Here is a 23,911-nt window from a genome sequence, read left to right as displayed (position 1 = left end):
TGTATCTTCCCTCAAGCCAAATATGGTATAATGTGGACTTGGGGGTGACAAAAGTGGCGAAACGCAAGAAGAAAAGTAAAGCATTAAAAACAAGTTTGTTATTCGAATTGTACGGGATTCTCATCTTGATTTTCTCCGTTGTTGCACTCGCCCATCAAGGACATGTCGGGAACTCGCTGATTTATCTTTTCCGTTTTTTTGTTGGAACGTGGTATTCGTTAGTGCCGCTCATTTTCATCTATGTAGCCTTGTATGCCATGATCAAACGCGCTTGGCCAGAAATGATAACGCCTAAGAAAGCAGGCATTTTGCTGTTTATTCTTGGACTGCTGATAAAGAATCACATTGATTTATTTGCTCAGTTATATCCGGATGGCGGTTTCACGTCAGGTAAGATCATTTCATCGACATGGGAAGCCATGTTGGAAGGACTGCATCCGACGGAAGCTGGAAGGGCTGCGCTCGAACACGGGATCGGCGGAGGAATGATCGGCGGCATTCTGTATAGCATCTTATACTTCTTGTTCGACTATTTGGGAGCGAGATTGATCCAATATGCCTTATTTGTGATAGGTTTTATTCTGGCTACCGGCATTTCTTATGTGGACATCGGAAACGTTATTCACGGCCGATTCAGCAATGTCAGCCAGAATTTCAAGGACAGAATGAAAGAGTGGCTGCAGGACCGGGAAGCGCGACAACCACGGGCCGCTGCCTCATCTTCCTCTGCGGGCGCTAACGAGAAGAAAGTGAAAAAGCCGGCTTATGTCCCGGTCGATGACGAGTTCGATGAAGAAATGTTCAAACCGGTGAAAAAGAAGAAATCGCCGCTTATTATGGAGCTGCTGCGACCGATTAAGGAAGGCCGGAAGAAGCCGGCGGCTGCTTCAGATGAAGAGAATGAAGAGTTTGTACATAATGCAGACGAAACGGATGCTTCGGAACAAGTCGTATATAAATCAAATGATGCGCAGACTGCAGCAGTTGACTCTGCTGAGGATCTGCCCGTCACGCCGATTATACGCGATTTTCAGGAGCAGGTGCTTCAAGAAGCGCAGCAATCCGTTAAACCGGCGGCTGCGCCTGCTTCTGCAAACGTGCCGCCTAAGCCTAAAGCTGCCGCGGTTGGCGATGCAGCGGCTGATGATGAGCCAGTCACTGTGGAATTTCAGGAGAACGCGCCTGTCGTTCACACGCGTCCTTACGAGATGCCTTCGCTCGATTTGCTGGCGAGGCCGGCAGTTGGCAAAGGCAGCGAAATGTCTGACTACAAAGCCAATGCCAGGAAGCTGGAAGCGACTTTAGAAAGTTTTGGCGTTCGCGCCAAAGTGCTCGAGGTTGTTAGGGGACCTGCTGTTACACGCTATGAAATTCAGCCGGATGTCGGGGTAAAAGTAAGCAGAATCGTTTCGCTAACCGATGATATTGCCTTGGCGCTCGCTGCGAAGGATATTCGGATGGAGGCGCCGATTCCAGGTAAATCTGCAATCGGCATTGAGGTTCCGAATCTGGAGGTTTCCGTCGTTACGATGCGTGAAGTTATGGAAACATCCGCTTTTCAAGAATCCAGCTCCCGGTTGTCAGTCGTGCTAGGCCGTGATATTTCCGGACAACCCATCGTAGGGAATTTGGCCAGAATGCCGCATTTACTTGTTGCTGGAGCTACGGGTTCAGGAAAATCCGTGTGTATCAACGGGATCATTACGAGTATCCTTTATAAGGCTAAGCCGAATGAAGTTAAGTTCCTGATGATCGATCCCAAAATGGTCGAATTGAATGTATACAACGGGATACCGCATCTGCTGGCGCCTGTTGTCACAGATCCTCGCCGAGCTTCGCTGGCACTGAAGAAAGTCGTCGTCGAGATGGAGAAACGCTACGAGCTATTCTCCAAGAGCGGCACGCGGAATATTGAAGGATACAACGCAATGTTAACCGAAAGCGGCACAGCGGCTCCTCTGCCTTACTACGTCGTCATTGTAGACGAGTTAGCCGATCTCATGATGGTCGCGGCTAACGATGTCGAGGATTCGATCTGCCGATTGGCACAGATGGCCCGTGCTGCAGGCATTCACTTGATTATTGCCACACAGCGTCCTTCTGTTGATGTCATCACGGGCGTTATTAAGGCGAACATCCCTTCGCGTATCGCGTTCGGCGTTTCTTCACAGGTGGATTCAAGGACGATTCTGGATATGGTTGGAGCGGAGAAGCTGCTTGGCCGTGGGGATATGCTTTATTTGCCGGTAGGCGCCTCCAAGCCGGTACGTGTGCAGGGAGCTTTCCTGTCCGATCAAGAGGTTGAACATGTCGTTGGTTTTGTACGAACGCAAGAGCAAGCCAATTACCAGGAAGAGTTAGTTCCGCAGGTGGAAGAAATGCCGGAGCAGCAGAACGAGGTTGAGGACGAGCTGTATGACCAAGCCGTTCAAATTGTATTGGAAGCGAAGCAAGCTTCCGTTTCATTGCTGCAAAGACGCATGAGAGTCGGTTATACGCGTGCAGCAAGGCTGGTTGACTCCATGGAAGCTAAAGGAGTAGTCGGCCCTTACGAAGGAAGCAAGCCTCGTGAAGTGCTGATGTCCATCGAACAATATCACCATAACCGGATTAGCTCTTAGGAAATAAACGAATTATCTGAACACTCTCCTTACGGGGAGTGTTTTTGTTTGCATAAACCGCGACCCCCTTTCTCATAATAAGCAAGAAAAGCAAGAAAAGGCTCTTATTTGAAAAGTGAGGTTGAGAAGGGGAATGAATAAACGACTAATTGTACTTACCTTTTGCATTGTTTTTGTGCTGGTTGTCGCCTTTCAATTGAAAGGAAAGTTCAATCCGCCGGCGGAAGAAACGTTCAGCAAAACTGAAATCCGATATGGAGCTACAGGCTCTGACGTCTACGAGCTGCAGGGCCGTTTGAAGTTCATTGGTTTTTATGGAGGCAATATTGACGGCGATTTCGGGTACAGAACGCTCACAGCCGTGAAACGTTTCCAAGGTGAGTTTGGAATGATTGTTGACGGCATCGTAGGGCCCAAGACTAAGCTTAGGCTCTGGGAAGCTACAAAAAATTGGAGACCTACAGCGCCTACGACCGGAGGCAATACAGGCGGAGGTGGAGGCGGTGGTGGATCGGATAATGCGGGTGCTAACCAAAAACCGCCGAATCTCGTGCCATCCAATAACCTCGGGCTCTCTGAACAAGACATTAATCTGATGGCTAATGCGGTACACGGCGAAGCTCGCGGAGAGCCGTATATCGGTCAAGTTGCCGTAGCGGCTGTCATTTTGAATCGTGTGAAGTCGGCAAGCTTCCCGAATACGGTTTCGGGTGTTATTTTTCAACCTGGCGCATTCACAGCGGTAGCCGATGGTCAAATCTGGCTGACTCCTGACGAATCCACGAAGAAAGCGGTAAGAGACGCACTGGGCGGCTGGGATCCGTCAGGCGGCTGCATTTACTACTTTAATCCGGAAACAGCGACATCCAAGTGGATCTGGTCGAGACCGCAGGTTAAAGTGATTGGCAAGCATATTTTCTGTAAATAATTTAGGAAGTGGACAAGGAGAAGGAACCTGCATCGGTTGCTTCTCCTCTTCATGTAGGAATATAATGGAACTATTACGATCTTAGAAGGGAGACAGACCTTTGAAGCATATACAATTTGAGCGCAGTACGCTGAATCATATTCGTTTGCATGTACTGCCGACAGATCGGTTCAAAACGTTTGCTATTTCCGTGTACATAGGCCGCCCCTTAGACGAAGAAGCGGTCACGTGTACGGCACTGACGCCTTTTGTTTTACGCAGAGGAACGGAATTACGACCGGAAACGAAACAATTTCGAGAGTATTTGGACGATCTGTATGGCGCAGGCTTCGGTTTTGACATTTACAAACGAGGCGATTATCAAATTGTGCAGCTGCGAATGGATATTATTAACGACCGTTTCGTAAAGTCAGCGCAGTCGCTTTTGAAACAAGGTCTCGAATTTGTCGGAGAAACGTTAACCCGGCCGGCACTTGAGGGTCAACATTTTCGCAGTAAATATGTAGATTCCGAAAAACAGACGCTCCAGAAACGGATTGAATCCGTTATTAATGATAAAATCCGTTACGCTGCTGAGCGTTGTATCGAGGAAATGTGCAGCGACGATCCGTATCGCCTTCATCCATTGGGTAAAATAGATGATCTTGACCGTATCAATCCGGAACAGCTCTACGAACAATATAGACAGTGGCTTCAATCGCAGCCTATTGATATTTACGTAGTTGGAAATACGACGCTGGCCGAAGTTGAAGGCATCGTTTCAACCGCGTTCAAGATTGAACGGAAATCAGATGTCGGTTACGTTGCAACGGCTCCGCGAGGGGCATCAGGCGAGATCAAGACAATCGTTGAGAAATTGGACGTTAACCAAGGCAAGCTGAACATGGGGCTGCGTACGAACATTTCATACGGCGATGAGCTATATCCAGTAGCTCTTATGTATAACGGAGTTTTGGGCGGATATCCGCACTCCAAGCTGTTTATCAATGTACGTGAGAAAGCAAGCCTCGCTTATTACGCATCTTCTCGATTCGATGGGCACAAAGGAATTCTAACGATTCAATCCGGTATCGAAATGGCGAATTACGAGAAAGCGGTCGATATTATTCGCAAGCAGTTAGCGGCTATGGAACAGGGAGATATCAATGATATCGAACTAAGCCAAACCCGTGCTATGATCGCGAATCAGCTTCGTGAAATTCAGGATTCCGCTTTCGAATTAATTTCTTTTGATTTTAATGCGATTTTATCCGGCAAAGAACGTACAGTAACAGGTTTGATCGAGTCTGTGGAACAGATCGATATTCCCGCGATCGCTGAAGCGGCTAAACGTGTGCAGCTGGATACGATTTACTTTTTGCGGGATCAGAAGGGAGAGTAGGCCATGAAAGTTATTCCATATCCACATTTGGGTGAAACGATTTACCACGAAGTGCTTGATAATGGGCTTCATGTGTTTGTTCTGCCCAAAGAAGGTTTCCAGAAAACGTATGCGACGTTCACAACACAATACGGGTCCATCGATAATGATTTCCAAGTGGAAGGCAAAGCCGCCGTTCAAGTGCCGGATGGCATCGCCCATTTTCTTGAGCACAAAATGTTCGAAGAGCCTGAAGGCGATATTTTCGCCACCTTTGCTTCGAACGGAGCTTCGGCGAACGCTTTTACAAGCTTTGACCGGACCGCTTATTTGTTCTCGTCTACAGACAACTATTTGACAAATTTAACGACATTAATTAACTTTGTGCAAAATCCTTATTTTACAGATGAAAATGTGGAAAAGGAAAAAGGTATTATCGGGCAAGAGATTAAAATGTACGAAGACAATGCAGACTGGAGAAGCTATTACGGATTAATCGAATCTTTGTATGCCAAGCATCCGATTCATATTGATATCGCGGGAACAGTGGCATCCATTTCTGAAATTACCAAAGAAACGTTATATGAATGCTACAACACGTTTTATCATCCCAGCAATATGAGCTTGTTCGTCGTTGGCGGCGTGGATGCCGAAGAGGTAATCGCGCTTGTCAAAGAAAATCAAGCCGGCAAAACGTTTCCTCCCCAAGGGGATATCAAACGATTTTTCCCGGAAGAGCCGCTAGAGGTTAAGGAAGCGCGCAGAGTTACCCTTCTTCCGGTGTCGATGCCCAAATGCTTAATCGGTTTCAAGGAACAAGCGCCTTCCGTGAAAGGGAAAGAGCTGTTGGTCCGGGAACTGACGACGAAATTAATGCTGGATATTTTGTTCAGCTCCAGTTCCGAGATTTATCAAGCGCTTTATGATGAACAGCTCATTTCGGATAATTTTGGCCATGAATATAATTGCAGCGACGGGTATGCCTTCTCTATTCTCGGCGGAGATACCAAAGACCCTGATCAACTTGTCGCGCGCATCCGTGAAGAAGTTAAAAAGCGGAAGAGTCCGGGACTCGATGAGGTTACCTTTGAACGCAGCCGCAAAAAGAAAATCGGCAATTTCTTGCGGATGATGAATTCGCCGGAATCGATAGCCAATGAGTTTACGAAATACCGATTCAAAGGCATTGACTTGTTCGACATTTTGCCGGTCTATGAGCAGATTACCCTTAACGATGTTAATCAGCGCTTTAGAGAGCATTTTGACTGGAGCAAGCTTGCTGTCTCGATCGTACAAAGTCGTGAGAAGTCGTGACCTTCTCCAAACCATTCAGCGAACAAACCGTGCTCGTTACGGGAGCTAGCAGGGGGATAGGAGCAGCCATTGCCGAGCGCTTCGCCGCGGTAGGGATGAAAGTGGTCATTCACTACCGCAACTCCCACGAGGCGGCTAACGAAGTCGCCAGATCCTGCATGAAGCATGGCGCTAAGGTATTGACAGTGTCTGCGGATGTCAAATCCCGCGAACAAATACTGGCCATGCGGGATAAGCTGGAACAAAAAGAAATGGTGCCCGATATTATCGTGAACAATGCCGGCATTGCCCATTACGGCATGCTTTCGGACGTTAGCGAAGAAGAATGGGATTCCGTTATGAACGTTAATCTCAAAGGAGCTTTTCTTTGTTCGCAAACGTTTATGCAAGCAATGATTTCGCAGAAGTATGGGCGAATTATTAATGTGTCCTCCATTTGGGGCATCTCCGGGGCTTCCTGTGAAGTTGTTTACTCAACGGCCAAAGGAGGGCTGAATGCCTTCACCAAGGCGCTGGCCAAAGAGCTTGCTCCCTCCGGAGTTACGGTGAATGCCGTAGCGCCTGGCGCAGTAGAAACCGAGATGATGGCCGGCTTTCAAACCGAGGAGCGGGATGCCATTGCCAGCGAGATTCCGGTAGGCCGGTTTGCTATGCCTCATGAAGTCGCTTCGCTCGTTTATTTCCTGGCCCTTCCGGAGTCGGGTTATATTACCGGTCAAATCATAAGCCCCAATGGCGGATGGTTGACGTAGTCGCCATTTGTAAGAACGCCGCGCATAATTCCAAACGGAGAAGCGAATATTACTTATGTAATGACCATTTCTCTCAACTCAAAGGAGGCTTCTTACAATGGCTACCGTACTTAAAGCATTTGATAAGTGGAAAGAGTTTCTGGCTGAGCGTGTCAGTCAAGCCGGACAAGCGGGGATGAGCGACGAAACCATCTCCAAGCTCGCTTTTCAAATCGGCGAATTTCTAGCAGATAAAGTTGACCCGGAAAATGAGCAGGAACGTGTGCTCAAAGAGCTGTGGGATGCAGGGGACGAGCAGGAGAAACGCACGCTTGCCCGCCTCATGGTAAAATTAGTAGACAAAGGTTAATAACCGTTTTACAATTCAATAAGGTACTATGTGAAAGCCTCCTCTTTCGGAGGCTTTTGCACGCTTTTTAGGTGGAAAGGAATCGAATTCAATGAAGATCAAACGTTCTATGCTGGTGATTTTGCTCTTATCTTTCCTTGTATCAGGCTGCGGAAATCGAGGTATTCCTGTCATAAAGCAGGAGTTAATGGAGAAGAAATTGTCTGTCTTGATGCTCTCAAGCGCTAATCTGTCCGATCCTTCCAAACAAGCAATTGGCTCGGCTCTTCAAAAGTGGAGGGATGTCAATTTCATAGCTTACGATTGGATCAACGATTTGAGCGCGCTTGACGATCGTGTGCTTACGAAGTTGAAAACAAGCTCGTACGACTACATATATGTTATCGGCAACGATTTGTTCCCATCGGCGAATGGAGTGATTCAGCAAGGGCTCAATGCGGGTAAATGGACTTTGTTACAAAGTCAGCTTGATGTGAACGGAACGGCCAGCACGGCGGTTGACCAGGCAGCTATTCTGCAAATCGATGCCCAGCAGATTGAAGCGTTGAAATCGAAGTGGATTCAAGAACTGTTAGCTCAGAATGTGAGCGTGGAGTGGGTGACGCGAAGCGACCGCCCGATTCCTTCCGAATGGGCGCCTTCCGAAGAGGCGGATCACATTGTTTTGCTTGACAATAATGAACAGTGGTTCCAACAGTTATCGTTTCAAACGAGACAGCATTTTGCGAAATGGATCATTTTCTATTCCCCGGCGACAGAGGCGCAATTGCAGAAAGCAAAAACACTCGGCGTATCCGTGATGGATATCTCCAACTCTTTATCGGCTGAACTGAACTGGCCGCAAATCTTAGATGACCGGCTTCTTGCTATGACAAGTGTGTCATGGCATAAAGGTCCTATGAATTACAATGCAACAGAGCTTACCGAACTAAAAATGAAATAAATTTCATGCGTTTTTGAGAAGGAACTTAGCGAAAATTGTAGAATTTATTTGATGAGATGACAAATTGAACGTTACAGATACAGCGATGAGGTGGAAGGATTGGACGTTAAAGAATGGTATATGGAGTATAAGATTCACAAAAACCGTCCCGGACTCCTAGGGGATATTGCTTCCTTGATGGGGATGCTGGACATTAATATTGTAACCATTAACGGCGTTGAAGACCGGACGCGCGGCATGCTTCTTCAAACGAATGACGAAGAAAAAATTGACTTAATGGGTAAAATGTTGAAAAAAGTAGATAATATTACTATTACGGCGCTGCGGCCGCCCAAATTGGTTGATATTTTGGCCGTGCGCCACGGGCGATATATTGAACGCGATTCCGATGACCGCAAAACGTTTCGTTTTACCCGCGATGAGTTGGGTCTCTTGGTCGATTTCTTGGGCGAGGTGTTCAAACGGGAGGGCAACCACGTGATCGGACTTCGCGGCATGCCGCGCGTTGGCAAAACAGAGTCCATCATCGCAGGCAGCGTTTGCGCTAATAAGCGTTGGACCTTTGTCTCTTCGACATTGCTTAGACAAACGGTTCGCAGTCAACTATCCGAAGATGAAATGACCCCTAACAACGTGTTCATTATCGACGGCATCGTCTCCACGATTCGTTCGAATGAGAAGCATCACAGCCTGCTGCAGGACATTATGGCGATGCCTTCGACGAAGGTCATTGAGCACCCGGATATATTTATTCGCGAATCCGAATACACATATAATCACTTTGATTATATTATTGAACTTCGCAACAGCCCGGACGAGGAAATCAATTACGATTCTTTTACGTACACTTCCGAACCTTTTTAAGGTTTGTAACGTCATTAACTAATAGGATTCCCGCGAGGAGGTGACCATAATGTCTGATCTTGGATACATTTTACGTAAAACACGATTGGAAAAGAAAATTTCGCTTGATGATTTGCAGGAAGTTACAAAAATTCGCAAACGCTACCTTGAAGCCATTGAGGAAGGAAACTATAAAGTGCTGCCTGGAAGCTTCTATGTGCGGGCTTTCATTAAAAGCTACGCGGAAGCGGTAGGACTGGATCCAACTGAAGTGCTGAATATGTACGAAACAACGAATCCTTCTCCAGTCGTGGAAAAGCCGGTTGTAGAAACGATTCGCACGAATAGAACGAGTGTTCGCAATACGGAGAAAATGAGCCGGTGGGCTTCCAGCGTTATGTTTATTTGTTTTATTTTGCTCATTTTCGGAATCGTGTACTATTATACATATAAGAATTACAAGGGAACGCCGGCAGGGGATAAGTCTTCTCAAACGCAGTCGCCGAGAATAACGAATTCCACGAATCCTGGGGCAGGCGCGACGCCGACTACATCAACGTATGCGTCCAGTGAAGGTAAAGTGGTGCCTCTTCCGACCCCGACGCTGACACCACCGCCACCGGCCGTACAAGTTAAATTCAGCAGTAATGAAAAAGGTGTAGACAACTATACGATTACAGGCACTGCACATTTGAATATCCAGATGAAAATTACCGGCTCCTGCTGGATTCGAGTTGATGCTCTTTCAGACGGAGGCGCTAAGGAAATGCTTAGACAGAAGCTGTACAAAGAGGGCGATACGGACACCTTCGATTTAACCAGTTCAGCCTATTTGAACGTTGGTGCGGCGAGTGCGCTGGAGCTTAACGTTAATGGCACCGTAGTTCCTGTCGGCGATACGCCTAATCCGAAGCGGGTGCAGCTAAATTTGCAGAAAAGCTAGCATTTTGGCGTTTCCTGCGCTTTCCCGGGCAATGAATCATTTCCCCAGAGACATCCTGCGCCGTGGAGCTGCGGGATGTTTCTTTTTAGAAGACTTCTTGCTATAATGCTAATGTAATTTGATGGAAAGGGTGTTTGGTCGAAGATGAGTTCAGAAAGCTCGTTTGATATTGTATCCAAGGTGGATATGCAGGAATTAAATAACGCCATTGTGCAGGCGGAAAAAGAGATATTGACCCGCTTTGATTTTAAAGGCAGCAAAAGCAGCATTAAATTAGATAAGGATCAACTGGTCGTTACCTCCGATGATGAATTCAAGCTGCAGAACGTATTGGACATCCTGCATGCGAAAATGACGAAACGCGGGATTTCAATCAAAAATCTCGATTACAGTAAAGTAGAACCGGCTGCCGGCTCAACCGTGAGACAGAAAATCAGCATGAAGCAAGGTGTCGATCAAGAAAATTCGAAGAAAATTAATATCCTTATTCGCGACTCCAAGCTCAAGGTGAAAACACAAGTTCAAGGCGATCAAATTCGGGTTACCGGGAAAAGCAGAGATGATTTGCAAGCTGTCATCGCGCTGCTCCGCAAGGCAGACATTCCTCTTGATTTGCAATTTGTAAACCTAAAATAGGCATACATACGACGTTTTTGAAAGAGAATCCCCCTGTATCTAGGGGGTTTTTACTTTTGACACCCTATAGGGCTTGTATTATACTTGTAGGGAGCGTTTTTAGGACTATTGGAGGTTGTTTCTTTCATGACAGAAAAGGTTAAAGTAGTAACCCTCGGATGCGAGAAAAACATGGTCGATTCCGAGATTATGGCAGGATTAATACATGGACGTGGTTTTCAACTTGTAGAGAACAAGGAAGATGCCACTGTCATTATCGTGAACACTTGCGGGTTCATCGATGCGGCGAAAGAAGAATCCGTGAATACAATTTTGGATATGGCAGAACTGAAAGAAACAGCGAATCTGAAGGCGCTTATCGTTTCAGGCTGCTTAACGCAACGTTACAAGAAACAGCTGCTGGACGAAATGCCGGAGATTGACGGAATCGTGGGAACGGGAGATTTTGATAAAATCAATCATATCGTAGATGAAGCTCTGCGCGGAAAAAGACCGGTTCTCGTCGGGAATCCGGTGTTTAATTATGATGCGGACCTGCCAAGGCTCGTTACGACCCCTAGATACACGGCGTATGTGAAGATTGCCGAAGGCTGCGATAATGCGTGTACATTTTGCAGTATCCCGATCATGCGGGGCAGCTTTAAGAGCAGAAGCATGGAGTCCATTGTAGCGGAAGTGGCTAACTTGGCTTCACAAGGCGTGAAAGAAATTAGCTTGATCGCGCAGGATTCTACGAATTATGGAACCGATCTTTACGATAGCTTCATGCTGCCTACCCTTCTCAATAAAGTGAGCGAGGTGGAAGGTATTGAATGGGTGCGTCTGCACTATGCTTACCCTGGTTTCTTTAGCGATGAGCTGATTGAAGTTATGGCGACGAATCCGAAGGTATGCAAGTACATCGACATGCCGCTTCAACACAGCGAAGATTCGATTCTTAAGCGCATGCGCAGACCTGGACGCCAAAAGGATACTCGCGAGCTGGTTCGCAAAATTCGCGAATCGATCCCGGATGTCGCCCTGCGTACTTCATTGATTGTCGGCTTCCCTGGCGAAACGGAAGAGGATTTCGAGAACTTGAAGCAGTTTGTTCGCGATGTGCAGTTCGATCGTCTCGGTGTGTTCGCCTATTCCAAAGAAGACGATACGCCGGCAGCCCGTCTGCCGAATCAAGTCCCTGACGATGTGAAAGAGTACCGTGCGAATGCGATTATGGAAATTCAACGTGAAATTTCGAATATCCGCGGCGGACGCCGCATCGGTCAAGAAATCGACGTGTTAATCGAGCGTTACGATGGCAGAAGCGATGTTTACATCGGGCGTTCTCAATTTGATGCTCCGGAAATCGATGGTGAAGTATTCGTATCCAACGGTAAGCTGACGATCGGCGAGCTTGCTAAAGTGCGCATTACCCACTCCTATGAGTTTGACCTATCCGGGGAGGTAATTGCATGAACCTGGCCAACCGCATCACCGTTGCGAGGATTTTACTAGTACCGATCATCATGTTTTTTCTGTTGATCAAGGTCAAATTCCCTCATATACGGATTGAGGAATTTAGCATAACGTATAATCAAATTATTGCTGCTCTAATTTTCATTATTGCAGCGAGCACAGATAGTTTAGACGGTTACATTGCCAGAAAACGCAATCTTGTAACCAATTTGGGCAAGCTGCTTGATCCGCTCGCGGATAAGCTGCTTGTTACGGCTGTGCTCGTTTCGTTAGTGGAAATGGGTAAAGTAGATGCATGGATTGTCATTGTCATTATCAGCAGAGAATGGGCGGTTACAGGTCTTCGCCAAATTGCTCTCCTGGAAGGCACCGTGATGGCGGCTAGCAAATGGGGAAAAGCGAAGACGGCAGCTCAGATCACAGCCATCATTGCACTGCTTATCAATAATTTTCCGTTTACGTTTTTGAACATTCCCTTTGATGTCATAGCAAGTTGGGCAGCGGCCATTATTACGGTCTACTCAGGAATCGAGTATTTTGTTAAAAATAAGCATGTCATAGATTTTACAGAAAAGACACAATAGGGCAACCTATTGGTTTTTTTCTATTTAGAGGAGGAAGCTTGGATGAAAGCAGAAATTATTGCTGTTGGAACAGAGCTCTTGCTTGGTCAAATTGTAAATACGAACGCCCAATTCCTTTCCAGGGAATGTGCCGCGATCGGCGTTGACATGTATTTCCAGACGGTAGTCGGCGATAATGAACAGCGATTGTTGGAAAGCTTCAAATTAGCCGCTTCCAGGGCGGATGTCGTCATTTGTACAGGCGGGCTTGGTCCAACCCAGGACGACCTGACCAAAGATGTCCTAGCGGCGCATACAGGCCGTCAGCTGGTCATTCATGAGCCATCCATGCAAGCAATTACAGAAATGTTCCATTCACGCGGAATCCATATGGTTGAAAGCAACAGACGCCAAGCGCTAATGCTTGAAGGCAGCGATCCGTTACATAACGAAACAGGGCTTGCAGTTGGCGTTGCCCTCACCTATGAGGGGACGCATTTCATCCTGCTTCCGGGACCTCCGAAAGAAATGAAGCCCATGTTCACGAAGCATGCGGTTCCTTGGCTGCGTACGGTCATGAAAGATGAAGTTCCGTTATATTCCAAAATGCTCAAATTTGCCGGCATCGGCGAATCCAATTTAGAGTATCAACTGCTTGATTTGATACAAGCCCAGTCCGATCCAACCATTGCCCCTTATGCCAAAGAAGGTGAAGTGACGATTCGTTTAACGACGCGTGCGCACTCCATCCAAGAAGGCGAGAGCAAATTATTCGCAACCGAGCAAGAGATTAGAAACCGCTTAGGCCAGCATATTTATGCGGACCAAGATGTTCCGATTGAAACGATCGTGCTGAAAATGCTTGATGAGCGCAAGTTGACACTGGCTGTTGCTGAAAGCTGCACAGGGGGCTTGCTTAGCGATTTAATTACGTCGATCCCGGGAAGCTCGAACTCTTTCCTCGGCGGAATTATTTGCTATTCCAATGCGCTAAAGCATAAGCTGCTAGGCGTTCCTATGGAGGTGCTGGAAGGCGAAGAGGCTCCAGGAGCTGTGAGCCGCGAAACGGCTGCCATTCTGGCGGACAACTTGATGACGGAGGCCGGAAGCGACTTTGCCATCTCCGTTACGGGAGTAGCCGGTCCAGGCACTTCCGAAGGCAAGCCGGTGGGTCTGGTTTACATAGGTTTTGCTCAGAAGAATGCCCAAACCGAAGTGATTGCTCTGCAGCTTTCCGGAAACCGGGAGTCCATTAAACACAGGTCGGCGAAGAGCGCGCTCTATCATTTATGGAAACAGTTGAAAGAAATATAGAGTTCGCATATAATTAAAGGAGTTAACGGAAGAACCGTAGCAAAGCGATAACTTTGTTACGGTTTTTTGTTTGTTCGCGAAAAAGTCGAATGTATGTTCGAAAAAATGCTTGGCAAACACCTCGAAACAAGTTATCATATACCTATAATGATAGAAGGAAGTGAGTGTTTTGACAGATCGTCGCGCAGCACTTGATAATGCATTACGACAAATTGAGAAACAATTCGGAAAAGGCTCCATCATGAAGCTTGGAGAATCAACTCATATGCAAGTTGAAACAATTTCAAGCGGAGCGCTAGCCCTTGATATTGCACTTGGCATAGGTGGATTCCCACGCGGAAGAATTATCGAAGTATACGGACCAGAATCCTCAGGTAAAACAACAGTAGCTTTACATGCTATCGCTGAAGTCCAAAAGGTTGGCGGACAAGCTGCATTTATCGATGCGGAGCACGCTTTGGACCCTTCTTATGCAAGTAAGCTCGGCATTAACATAGATGAGTTGCTGCTTTCCCAGCCGGATACGGGCGAGCAAGCGCTAGAGATCGCAGAAGCGCTTGTAAGAAGCGGTGCTGTAGATATTATCGTAATCGACTCCGTCGCGGCGCTCGTGCCTAAAGCAGAGATTGAGGGCGAGATGGGGGATTCCCATGTGGGTCTGCAAGCCCGTCTTATGTCACAAGCACTTCGTAAGCTTTCCGGAGCGATCAACAAATCGAAGGTTATTGCGATTTTCATTAACCAATTGCGTGAGAAAGTTGGCGTTATGTTCGGTAATCCCGAGACAACTCCCGGCGGCCGTGCGCTGAAATTCTACTCATCTGTTCGACTGGATGTTCGACGCGTAGAAACAATCAAACAAGGTAATGACATGGTGGGTAACCGCACGAGAATTAAGGTCGTTAAGAATAAAGTAGCTCCTCCGTTCAAACAAGCGGAAGTGGATATTATGTACGGTGAAGGAATTTCGCGCGAAGGCAGTATCATTGATATCGGGACAGAGATGGATATCGTGAACAAAAGCGGAGCTTGGTATTCCTATGAAGGCGAACGTCTGGGCCAAGGTCGTGAGAATGCGAAGCAGTTTTTGAAAGAGAACAAAGCAATGTCCGAAACCATTGAGCAAAAAATTCGCGAGAACAGCAACTTGATTATCGCAATTGGGCCAAATGTTGACGATGAAGATGATGAAGAACTAGAAGAGGCTATCGACTAAAGTTCAACTAGATCATGCCACGAAAGCACCTTAAACCTCGGGTTAAGGTGCTTTCGTTTATTAAAAGGAGTTGAGAGGTTGGAGCAGGAAGAACAACAGACGTCCATAATCACGATGGTGGAGAAACAGAAGCGGGGCAAGCACCGCTATAATATATTTTTGAATGAAGAGTACGCTTTTTCCGTTCATGAAGACATTTTAATTAAACATCGTTTAGCCAAAGGGGAAACCGTAAATCAGGAAGAAATAGAACGCATTATTCAAGACGAAGAGCGGAACAACGCCTATATGAAGGCTTTGCGCGTAATCGGCCGACGTCCGCATTCAACCAGCGAGTTGAAACGCAAGCTCAAAGAAACAGGCTATGAACCGCCGGTTATCGAGTGGGTCATAGAGAAATTAGCCTCGCAGAAGTACCTCAATGATGAGGAATTTGCGAAGATGTGGACGGACAGCCGTATCATATCTCAAAAAAAAGGTCGTAATCTGGTGCGTCAAGAGCTTCAGCAGAAAGGCATCCATAAAGAGCTTGTTAAACATGCGATGGAAAACATTAATCCGGAGGATGAGTTCGCAGGTGCCATGAAGCTTGCCCAAACGAAATGGAAGCAAACTTCCGGCGAAACATTCGATAAGAAAAGAAAAACAGCCGCGTTTCTGATGCGCAGAGGGTATACAGGAGCAATCGTAAATAAGGTGCTCGGACAATTAAGCAGTGAGCCGAGCGAGGATGAATTCGAGATCTTAGACGAGACTTTTGATTATTAATGGCATTAAATAGTTGCTGAAATTCATTCATGGCATGAACCTTTTTGGTGACATTTGGCAGATCAAGATGATGTTCTCATGGAACATCGCTTGACAAGCTTCTTCGACAAAAGATAAAATAACAGTGTATATTTTCATAATGTATTCAAAATCATACTAATTTCATTGATTTTGAGAGGACAGCTGTAAAAACCGCCAATTTTTACACTGTTGATTATGGATTATTAGCACTAATGTGCCTCTAACGCACAGTGCGCATTCATTTAAAAGCCATACTCTTTTTTAACTTAGGGGTATGTATGACTAGTCAAACAATTAAAAATCGGATTAAAAAACCGAACGGAATCCCAGGCTAACACCTTGGAGAAACCAACGAGGAGGTGAACAAGATGATGACTTTCATCTGGATCGCGATCATTCTCATTGTTGGAGCTGCATGCTTAGGGATTGGTTATTTTATCCGTAAATCTCTTGCAGAAGCGAAAATTTCCAGTGCTGAAACAGCCGCTGAGCAGATTAGAGAAGCTGCTAAGAAAGAAGCAGAAGCACTGAAGAAGGAAACGGTTCTGGAAGCAAAGGACGAAGTGCATAAGCTTAGGTCCGAAGCTGAAAAAGACATTCGTGAGCGTCGGAATGAAATTCAACGACAAGAAAGACGATTGTTGCAAAAAGAGGAATCGCTGGATAAAAAATTAGAATCTCTCGAGCGTAAAGAAGAGCAAGTTGCCAACAAAGAGAAGCGGATCGAGGATACCCAAAATCAAATTGATCAGCTTTATAAAAGCCAGGTTTCGGAGTTAGAACGTATCTCAGGTCTTACTATGGAAGAAGCGAAGAGCATTATTCTTACGAATGTAGAACAGGAAGTACGTCACGAAACCGCACAGCTTATTAAAGAAATTGAAACGCAGGCCAAAGAAGACGGCGATAAGAAAGCACGTGAAATCATCACGCTTGCCATTCAGCGTTGCGCTGCAGATCATGTTGCTGAAACGACCGTTTCTGTTGTTTCATTGCCAAATGAAGAAATGAAAGGCCGCATCATCGGTCGTGAGGGACGCAATATCCGTGCACTGGAAACATTAACGGGTATTGATCTTATTATTGATGATACGCCGGAAGCCGTTATTTTATCTGGATTTGATCCAATCAGACGTGAAATTGCTCGTACCTCTTTAGAGAAGCTAGTTGCTGATGGAAGAATTCATCCTGCTCGCATCGAAGAGATGGTTGAGAAATCCCGTAAAGAAGTGGACGAGCGTATCCGCGAATATGGGGAGCAAGCCACGTTCGAGGTGGGCGTTCACGGATTGCATCCTGATTTGATCAAGATTTTAGGTCGACTGAAATTTAGAACAAGTTATGGTCAGAACGTGTTGAAGCATTCCATGGAGGTAGCTTATCTGGCTGGACTGATGGCCGGGGAGCTCGGGGTAGACGTAACTTTGGCGAAACGTGCCGGGCTGCTTCATGACATCGGTAAGGCGCTTGACCACGAGGTTGAAGGATCTCATGTCGAAATCGGTGTTGAGATTGGTAAGAAATACAAAGAGCATCCAGTCGTCATTAACAGTATTGCTTCGCATCACGGCGATGTGGAGGCAACATCCGTTATCGCGATGTTAGTCGGAGCAGCAGATGCCTTATCCGCGGCTAGACCTGGAGCACGCAGGGAAACGCTCGAAACCTATATTAAGCGTTTGGAAAAGCTCGAAGAAATATCGGAATCTTTTGAAGGTGTTGAGAAATCATACGCCATTCAAGCAGGCCGTGAAGTACGCGTTATGGTTCAACCGGAGAAAGTGGATGATACCGAAGCATTCCGTCTGGCCCGCGATATTACCAAAAAAATCGAGGGTGAACTCGATTATCCAGGACATATTAAGGTTACGGTCATTCGTGAAACACGAGCAGTTGAATACGCTAAATAAGAGTAACCAATGCGAAAAGTGGCTGATACAGCCACTTTTCCTTATTTTCAGGAGGGAAGCTGCCGCTGCCATTGCCGTTACCGTTACCGTTACCGTTACCGTTACCGTTACTAGTGCCAGTGGAGCTTATCCATCCCGTATCTATGTTTATAAAGGAGCTATCTATTTGTTATGAAAATTGTATTCATTGGAGATATTGTTGGATCTGTCGGACGAAAAGCGTTGAAAAGCATCATGCCACGATTAAAGCAATTGCATCCTCACGCCGTCTTCATTGCCAACGGGGAGAACGCGGCTGCCGGCAAAGGGATTACGTCAGCCATCGCGAAAGAAATCTATGAGATGGGCATTCAGGCGCTTACAATGGGCAATCATACATGGGATCAGAAAGAAATCTTTGATTTTATTGACCGGGACGAGAAAATGGTACGGCCGGCCAACTTTCCACCCGGAACACCGGGAAGGGGACATACGGTCATTAAGGTCAAGGATCAGGAGCTGCTTATCATTAACTTGCAAGGACGCACATTCTTGCCGCCAATCGATTGTCCGTTTCGAAAAGTGGATGAGATTCTTGAAGGAGATAAAAAGAAACATAAATTTGTTTTTGTCGATTTCCATGCGGAAGCGACTTCCGAGAAAATTGCCATGGGTTGGCATTTAGATGGGAAAGTGTCTGCCGTAGTCGGCACGCATACCCATGTGCAAACCAATGACAACCGTGTATTGCCGCAGGGCACGGCCTATGTAACGGATGTAGGGATGGTAGGCCCGCGCGATGGGATCCTGGGTGTCGAGCGAAATGCCGTGCTGCAGAAGTTTAAAACGCAGCTGCCTGTTCGTTTCGTGACCGATGAAGGGAAATGGCATTTCCATGCGGTCGTTATTGAATTGGACGATCAAACGGGTCTGTCCAAAGGAATACAGCTCATTCGCTACGATGAAGATCAAGTTTTCATGGATTAGTCTATGATTCAGATAATTGCGAATATTTGATTGTTAGCGGCAAGTCATGTTTAGGCAGCCTCGAGAATATGATGGTTAATGGAACTATCCATCATTCCCGAGGAGGTACTATTCATGGATGTATTAAAAGTTTCAGCAAAATCCAACCCAAACTCCGTTGCAGGTGCATTGGCAGGTGTTTTGCGCGAGCGCGGGGCGGCAGAGCTCCAAGCCATCGGTGCAGGCGCCCTAAACCAAGCCATCAAAGCAGTAGCGATCGCAAGAGGATTTGTGGCGCCCAGCGGAGTTGACTTAATTTGTGTACCAGCCTTCACAGATATCGTGATTGACGGGGAAGATCGGACGGCCATTAAACTCATTGTAGAGCCGAGGTAATCAGCGGTACCATACATAATGCATGCAGCCTGTTTACCCTGTAGACAGGTTTTTTATTCTTTGCCAAAAACCTCTGTGCAAGAGGTTTTTGTCTTGTTTAGCGATAGATGAGGAGGCTAAAGGGATGAAAATCATGGATGGTCACTGCGATGCGCTTACGAAACTGTATGCGAACCCTAAACTAGATTTCGGCAAGGAAGAACAGGACTTGGATGTCAGTTATCCGAGGCTGCGGCAGGCGGGAATTAAGGTGCAATGTTTTGCCATCTACTTATCGGATGCGACCCAGCAGCCTGCTTTCGAGCATATTCTGCAGATGGTTGATCTATTTCACCGTAAAATCGTTGGCCATCCCGGCATGCGTTTCATTCAAAATGTGCAAGATTGGCACGATGTGGAAGCGGGAGAGCAAGTAGGCGCTATTCTGACTCTAGAAGGTGTAGATGCGTTAGCAGGCAATCTCACTCATTTGCGAATCCTATACCACCTTGGAGTAAGGAGTATAGGACTTACTTGGAACTACGCGAATTGGGCCGCTGACGGGGTTATGGAGCCTAGGAAAGGGGGGTTCACAAGAAAAGGGAAACTGATGTTAAGAGAATTCGAAACTATGGGTATAATAGCAGATGTGTCGCACTTATCGCAGGCGGCATTCTGGGAATTGGTCGAGATCTATCAGAAACCTTTTATCGCTTCCCACTCGAATGCGCAGAAAATATGTCCCCATCCAAGAAATTTATCAGACGATCAAGTGAAAGCTATCATTCAATGTCAGGGACTGATGGGCATCACATTTGTTCCTTACTTTGTCGAAAGCGTGAATCCGGTTGTTCCAATCCCGGCCCTGCTCAAACATATTGATTACGTCTGCTCATTGGGGGGAGAGAGGCATATCGGTTTCGGATCTGATTTTGACGGCATTGAACAATGGGTCAAAGGGCTGAGACATGCCGGACAATACGAAAACCTAATTGAAGCCCTTTGCAAGAACTACAGGGAAGCGCAAGTTGAAGCGTTTTTGTTCGAAAATTGGCGTAATTTCATGCTGGCAAACCTGCCGAAATGAAAATTGCGAATCAATCTAATATTGATATAGGTTCGATCTAAAAACTCTATCTGTTAGATTTGTTTGTACCCCTTGCATTTTACTCCGTAAAGGCATAGAATTTGGTTGACAGTGAAAGATTTTTTTTATTGCATCATCTTTTTTTACTTACAAAATAGCTTTTAATGTCTTCGAGCAGCTACAATCAAAAGGAGTGGACGTACGGTGATTAGTCAGTTATCTTGGAAAATCGGAGGTCAACAGGGTGAAGGGGTCGAAAGTACTGACCGTATCTTCTCTACTGCATTGAACCGTCTCGGTTACTATTTGTATGGGTACCGTCATTTCTCTTCACGGATTAAGGGGGGACATACAAATAACAAGATTCGCATCAGCACCAAACCGATTCGCGCAATTTCAGATGATTTGGACATTCTGGTAGCTTTTGACCAAGAAAGTATCGATTTCAATGCTCACGAGCTTCGTGACAACGGAGTAATCGTTGCAGATGCCAAATTTAACCCGGTATTACCTGAAGGAATTAAAGCACGTCTGTTTCCGGTTCCGATTACTGCAATTGCAGAAGAACTAGGAACATCCCTATTTAAGAACATGGCCGCATCTGGTGCATCTTGGGCGCTGCTCGGTTTGCCGCTTGATGTGTTTAATAAAGCTGTAGAAGAAGAGTTCGGACGTAAAGGCGCGGCTGTCGTTGAGAAAAACGTTGAAGCTGTACGCAAAGGTGCTGAATCCGTTCTGGAATTGGCAGGCGGCCCTATCGCTGACTTCCAATTAGAGCCGGCTGACGGCAAGCAAAAATTGTTCATGATCGGTAACGATGCAATCGCTCTTGGAGCTGTAGCTGCCGGCTGCCGTTTCATGCCTGCCTATCCGATTACACCGGCTTCCGAGGTAATGGAATATTTGATCAAAGCGCTTCCTAAATTCGGCGGTACCGTTATCCAAACGGAAGATGAGATCGCAGCTTGCACAATGGCCATTGGCGCTAACTACGCTGGTGCGCGTGCTCTGACAGCTTCCGCTGGTCCTGGTCTTTCCTTGATGATGGAAGCTATTGGCTTGGCTGGTATGACAGAAACACCGGTTGTTATCGTTGATACACAGCGCGGCGGTCCAAGTACAGGTCTTCCAACGAAACAAGAACAATCCGATTTGAACGCAATGGTATACGGTACGCACGGTGAAATTCCGAAAATCGTATTGTCTCCTAGCACAATTGAAGAGTGCTTCTACGACACGATTGAAGCTTTCAACTTGGCTGAGAAATACCAATGCCCAGTCATTCTGATGACGGACCTTCAGCTTTCCTTGGGTAAACAATCCGCTGAAATGCTGGACTACAACCGCATCGTGATCGACCGCGGAAACTTGGTAACAGAAGCTCCTGAGCTTGCTGCCAACGAATTGTTCAAACGTTATGAGTTCACAGCGAACGGTGTGTCTCCACGTGTAATTCCAGGCGTGAAACATGGTCTTCACCACGTAACAGGGGTTGAGCACGACCAAACAGGCCGTCCGTCCGAGAGCACGGAAAACCGTCAAAAAATGATGGATAAACGTCTTGAGAAGTTGAAACACATTCAAGTAACTGACGCCATCAAAGCGGATGCTCCTTACGAGAACCCGGATCTTCTGATCATCGGCATGGGCTCCACTGGCGGTACAATTGACGAAGCAAGACGCCGCGTTGAACAAACAGGCATCAAAACAAATCACGCGACAGTTCGTTTGATTCATCCATTCCCGGCTGAGCAGTTGAGACCGCTTGTTGAAAAAGCAAAACAAGTTATCGTTGTTGAGAACAACGCAACTGGTCAACTAGCAGATCAAATTAAACTGCATGTCGGTCATGCAGATAAAATTATTAACGTATTGAAATACAACGGTAATCCGTTCCTTCCAGCAGAGATCGAACAAAAATGTAAGGAGTTGACTTTAGCATGGCAACATTAAAAGACTTTCGTAACAATGTAAAGCCGAATTGGTGTCCAGGATGCGGAGACTTCTCCGTACAAGCGGCTATTCAACGCGCAGCGGCTAATGTTGGTTTAGAGCCTGAAGGTTTGGCTATCGTATCGGGTATTGGTTGTTCCGGTCGTATCTCCGGTTATATCAATGCTTATGGCTTCCATGGTATTCACGGCAGATCGCTGCCGATCGCACAAGGTGTGAAAATGGCTAACCGCGACTTGACAGTTATCGCTTCCGGAGGTGACGGAGACGGTTTCGCAATCGGTATGGGTCACACGGTACACGCAATTCGCCGTAACATCGATGTAACTTACATCGTAATGGATAACCAAATTTACGGTTTGACAAAAGGTCAAGCATCCCCGCGTAGTGCGGAAGGCTTCAAAACGAAAAGCACGCCGCTTGGAACAATCGAGTCCGCTATTTCTCCGTTAGAAGTAGCTATGGCTGCAGGCGCAACTTTCGTAGCACAATCGTTCTCCAGCAACTTGAAACAGTTAACAGCTGTTATCGAAGCTGGTCTGAACCACAAAGGATTCTCCTTGATCAACGTTTTCAGCCCATGCGTAACTTTCAATAAAGTGAACACGTATGACTGGTTCAAAGAAAACATCGTAGATCTTGATGAAATTCCTGATTACGACTACACAAATCGCGTAATGGCAATGACCAAGATCATGGAAACCAACTCCATGCTGACAGGTATCATTTACCAAAACAAAGATAAAAAGAGTTATGAAGATTCTATTCCTAGCTTCGCAAAAGAAGGACTGTCGAAACAAAATCTTCAAATTTCAGAAGCAGACTTCAACAAAATGCTCACTGAATTCAAATAATCGTTGTACGTTGAGGGCATATGGAGATACTCCGTATGCCCTTTTTGCTGGGCGGCCATACTGACAACTATACTCTTTTAAAGGATGATACATAATGAAAACAGTTCCCGTTGGAGTCTCTGCTAGACATATTCATCTATCTCCGGCTCATATTGAAATCTTATTCGGACAAGGCTATGAATTAAAGCATTTCAAAGATCTTTCGCAACCCGGCCAATTTGCCGCGCAAGAAACGGTAACGATTGTTGGACCGAAAAATAAGATTGAAAAAGTAAGGATTCTGGGACCGGCACGTCCTTTTACACAAATCGAAGTATCACGGACCGACGCGTTCTCTTTAGGCGTAAATCCTCCTGTGCGTGAATCAGGTCATATCGATCAAACACCGGGTCTCCGTGTCGTAGGTCCTGCAGGCGAAGTTGACCTGGAACAAGGCGTGATCGTCGCCGCCAGACATATTCATTTTCACACTTCAGATGCGGAGAAATGGGGCATTCAGGATAAACAGTTGCTGCGCGTCAAAGTGAATGGCGAAAGGCCTTTGATTTTTGAAGACGTGATTGCCCGTGTATCCGAGCAATTTGCCTTGGATATGCACATCGACACGGATGAAGGGAATGCGGCCGGCGTAAAAACAGGCGATATGGCCGAGATCCTTGAATAGACAAAACAGCGTCATTTTCACCGTTATGCCAATTTCCTTTTGATCTGAATAGGCATGTGATGTTATAATTAAAGTTGCGTAATTATTTGTATTACGT

The 23,911-nt window shown here is 46.3% G+C and carries 22 protein-coding genes; all 22 read left to right on the top strand.

The window, feature by feature from the left end; translation table 11 throughout:
• Positions 1–53 precede the first annotated feature (53 nt).
• The 22 genes from AC3WRW_RS03235 (at position 54) to pduL (ending at position 23,814) form a co-directional block, all read left to right on the top strand.
• Positions 54–2,621, top strand: a complete 2,568-nt coding sequence (locus AC3WRW_RS03235) for a DNA translocase FtsK (RefSeq protein ID WP_492544931.1) — start codon at positions 54–56, stop codon at positions 2,619–2,621.
• A gap of 133 nt (positions 2,622–2,754) precedes the next feature.
• Positions 2,755–3,549, top strand: a complete 795-nt coding sequence (sleB, locus tag AC3WRW_RS03230; protein WP_492544929.1) for a spore cortex-lytic enzyme — start codon at positions 2,755–2,757, stop codon at positions 3,547–3,549.
• Between the two features lie 100 nt (positions 3,550–3,649).
• The gene (yfmF, locus tag AC3WRW_RS03225) at positions 3,650–4,930 is read left to right on the top strand and encodes an EF-P 5-aminopentanol modification-associated protein YfmF (RefSeq protein ID WP_492544927.1); all 1,281 of its coding nucleotides are present in this window, start codon (positions 3,650–3,652) and stop codon (positions 4,928–4,930) included.
• Positions 4,931–4,933: 3 nt separating this feature from the next.
• The gene (gene yfmH / locus AC3WRW_RS03220; protein ID WP_492544925.1) at positions 4,934–6,223 is read left to right on the top strand and encodes an EF-P 5-aminopentanol modification-associated protein YfmH; all 1,290 of its coding nucleotides are present in this window, start codon (positions 4,934–4,936) and stop codon (positions 6,221–6,223) included.
• Positions 6,220–6,975 (top strand): elongation factor P 5-aminopentanone reductase, encoded by a 756-nt coding sequence (ymfI, locus tag AC3WRW_RS03215; protein WP_492544923.1) that lies wholly within the window; start codon positions 6,220–6,222, stop codon positions 6,973–6,975. Before yfmH ends, ymfI begins: the two co-directional genes overlap by 4 nt.
• Positions 6,976–7,072: 97 nt before the next feature.
• A complete protein-coding gene (locus AC3WRW_RS03210; protein ID WP_492544921.1) occupies positions 7,073–7,324 on the top strand; it encodes a DUF3243 domain-containing protein in 252 nt (83 codons plus the stop codon).
• A 91-nt stretch (positions 7,325–7,415) separates the two neighbouring features.
• Positions 7,416–8,267, top strand: a complete 852-nt coding sequence (locus tag AC3WRW_RS03205; RefSeq protein WP_492544919.1) for a hypothetical protein — start codon at positions 7,416–7,418, stop codon at positions 8,265–8,267.
• Between the two features lie 120 nt (positions 8,268–8,387).
• The gene (locus AC3WRW_RS03200) at positions 8,388–9,131 is read left to right on the top strand and encodes a DUF3388 domain-containing protein (protein WP_379171917.1); all 744 of its coding nucleotides are present in this window, start codon (positions 8,388–8,390) and stop codon (positions 9,129–9,131) included.
• A 49-nt stretch (positions 9,132–9,180) separates the two neighbouring features.
• Positions 9,181–10,053 (top strand): helix-turn-helix domain-containing protein, encoded by an 873-nt coding sequence (locus AC3WRW_RS03195; protein WP_492544917.1) that lies wholly within the window; start codon positions 9,181–9,183, stop codon positions 10,051–10,053.
• A 144-nt stretch (positions 10,054–10,197) separates the two neighbouring features.
• Positions 10,198–10,689, top strand: a complete 492-nt coding sequence (locus AC3WRW_RS03190; protein ID WP_492544915.1) for a YajQ family cyclic di-GMP-binding protein — start codon at positions 10,198–10,200, stop codon at positions 10,687–10,689.
• Between the two features lie 126 nt (positions 10,690–10,815).
• Positions 10,816–12,144 (top strand): 30S ribosomal protein S12 methylthiotransferase RimO, encoded by a 1,329-nt coding sequence (rimO, locus tag AC3WRW_RS03185; RefSeq protein ID WP_492544913.1) that lies wholly within the window; start codon positions 10,816–10,818, stop codon positions 12,142–12,144.
• Entirely contained in the window at positions 12,141–12,728 is a 588-nt protein-coding gene (pgsA, locus tag AC3WRW_RS03180; RefSeq protein WP_492544911.1) for a CDP-diacylglycerol--glycerol-3-phosphate 3-phosphatidyltransferase, read from the top strand. The genes rimO and pgsA overlap by 4 nt, the downstream gene beginning before the upstream one ends.
• 42 nt (positions 12,729–12,770) lie before the next feature.
• Positions 12,771–14,021, top strand: a complete 1,251-nt coding sequence (locus AC3WRW_RS03175) for a competence/damage-inducible protein A (RefSeq protein ID WP_492544909.1) — start codon at positions 12,771–12,773, stop codon at positions 14,019–14,021.
• A gap of 169 nt (positions 14,022–14,190) precedes the next feature.
• The gene (gene recA / locus AC3WRW_RS03170; RefSeq protein WP_492544907.1) at positions 14,191–15,237 is read left to right on the top strand and encodes a recombinase RecA; all 1,047 of its coding nucleotides are present in this window, start codon (positions 14,191–14,193) and stop codon (positions 15,235–15,237) included.
• Between the two features lie 78 nt (positions 15,238–15,315).
• The gene (locus tag AC3WRW_RS03165) at positions 15,316–16,005 is read left to right on the top strand and encodes a regulatory protein RecX (RefSeq protein WP_492544905.1); all 690 of its coding nucleotides are present in this window, start codon (positions 15,316–15,318) and stop codon (positions 16,003–16,005) included.
• A gap of 389 nt (positions 16,006–16,394) precedes the next feature.
• Positions 16,395–17,936 carry a ribonuclease Y gene (gene rny / locus AC3WRW_RS03160; RefSeq protein WP_171685927.1) on the top strand — a complete coding sequence of 514 codons (1,542 nt, stop codon included), beginning with the start codon at positions 16,395–16,397 and terminating at the stop codon, positions 17,934–17,936.
• Positions 17,937–18,107: 171 nt separating this feature from the next.
• Entirely contained in the window at positions 18,108–18,902 is a 795-nt protein-coding gene (locus tag AC3WRW_RS03155; protein ID WP_492544903.1) for a TIGR00282 family metallophosphoesterase, read from the top strand.
• Between the two features lie 114 nt (positions 18,903–19,016).
• Positions 19,017–19,277 (top strand): stage V sporulation protein S, encoded by a 261-nt coding sequence (locus AC3WRW_RS03150; protein ID WP_028558349.1) that lies wholly within the window; start codon positions 19,017–19,019, stop codon positions 19,275–19,277.
• Positions 19,278–19,401: 124 nt separating this feature from the next.
• Positions 19,402–20,343, top strand: coding sequence for a dipeptidase (locus AC3WRW_RS03145; protein ID WP_492544901.1), 942 nt, complete (start codon positions 19,402–19,404; stop codon positions 20,341–20,343).
• A gap of 204 nt (positions 20,344–20,547) precedes the next feature.
• The gene (locus AC3WRW_RS03140; RefSeq protein WP_492544899.1) at positions 20,548–22,296 is read left to right on the top strand and encodes a 2-oxoacid:acceptor oxidoreductase subunit alpha; all 1,749 of its coding nucleotides are present in this window, start codon (positions 20,548–20,550) and stop codon (positions 22,294–22,296) included.
• Positions 22,284–23,150, top strand: a complete 867-nt coding sequence (locus AC3WRW_RS03135; protein ID WP_171685923.1) for a 2-oxoacid:ferredoxin oxidoreductase subunit beta — start codon at positions 22,284–22,286, stop codon at positions 23,148–23,150. The genes AC3WRW_RS03140 and AC3WRW_RS03135 overlap by 13 nt, the downstream gene beginning before the upstream one ends.
• A gap of 94 nt (positions 23,151–23,244) precedes the next feature.
• Positions 23,245–23,814, top strand: coding sequence for a phosphate propanoyltransferase (pduL, locus tag AC3WRW_RS03130; protein ID WP_171685922.1), 570 nt, complete (start codon positions 23,245–23,247; stop codon positions 23,812–23,814).
• Positions 23,815–23,911 lie beyond the last annotated feature (97 nt).

Source organism: Paenibacillus sp. FW126-R14 (assembly GCF_058789495.1).
The sequence above is the reverse complement of the archived record's forward strand: the minus strand, read 5'-3'. Positions and strand labels throughout refer to the sequence as shown.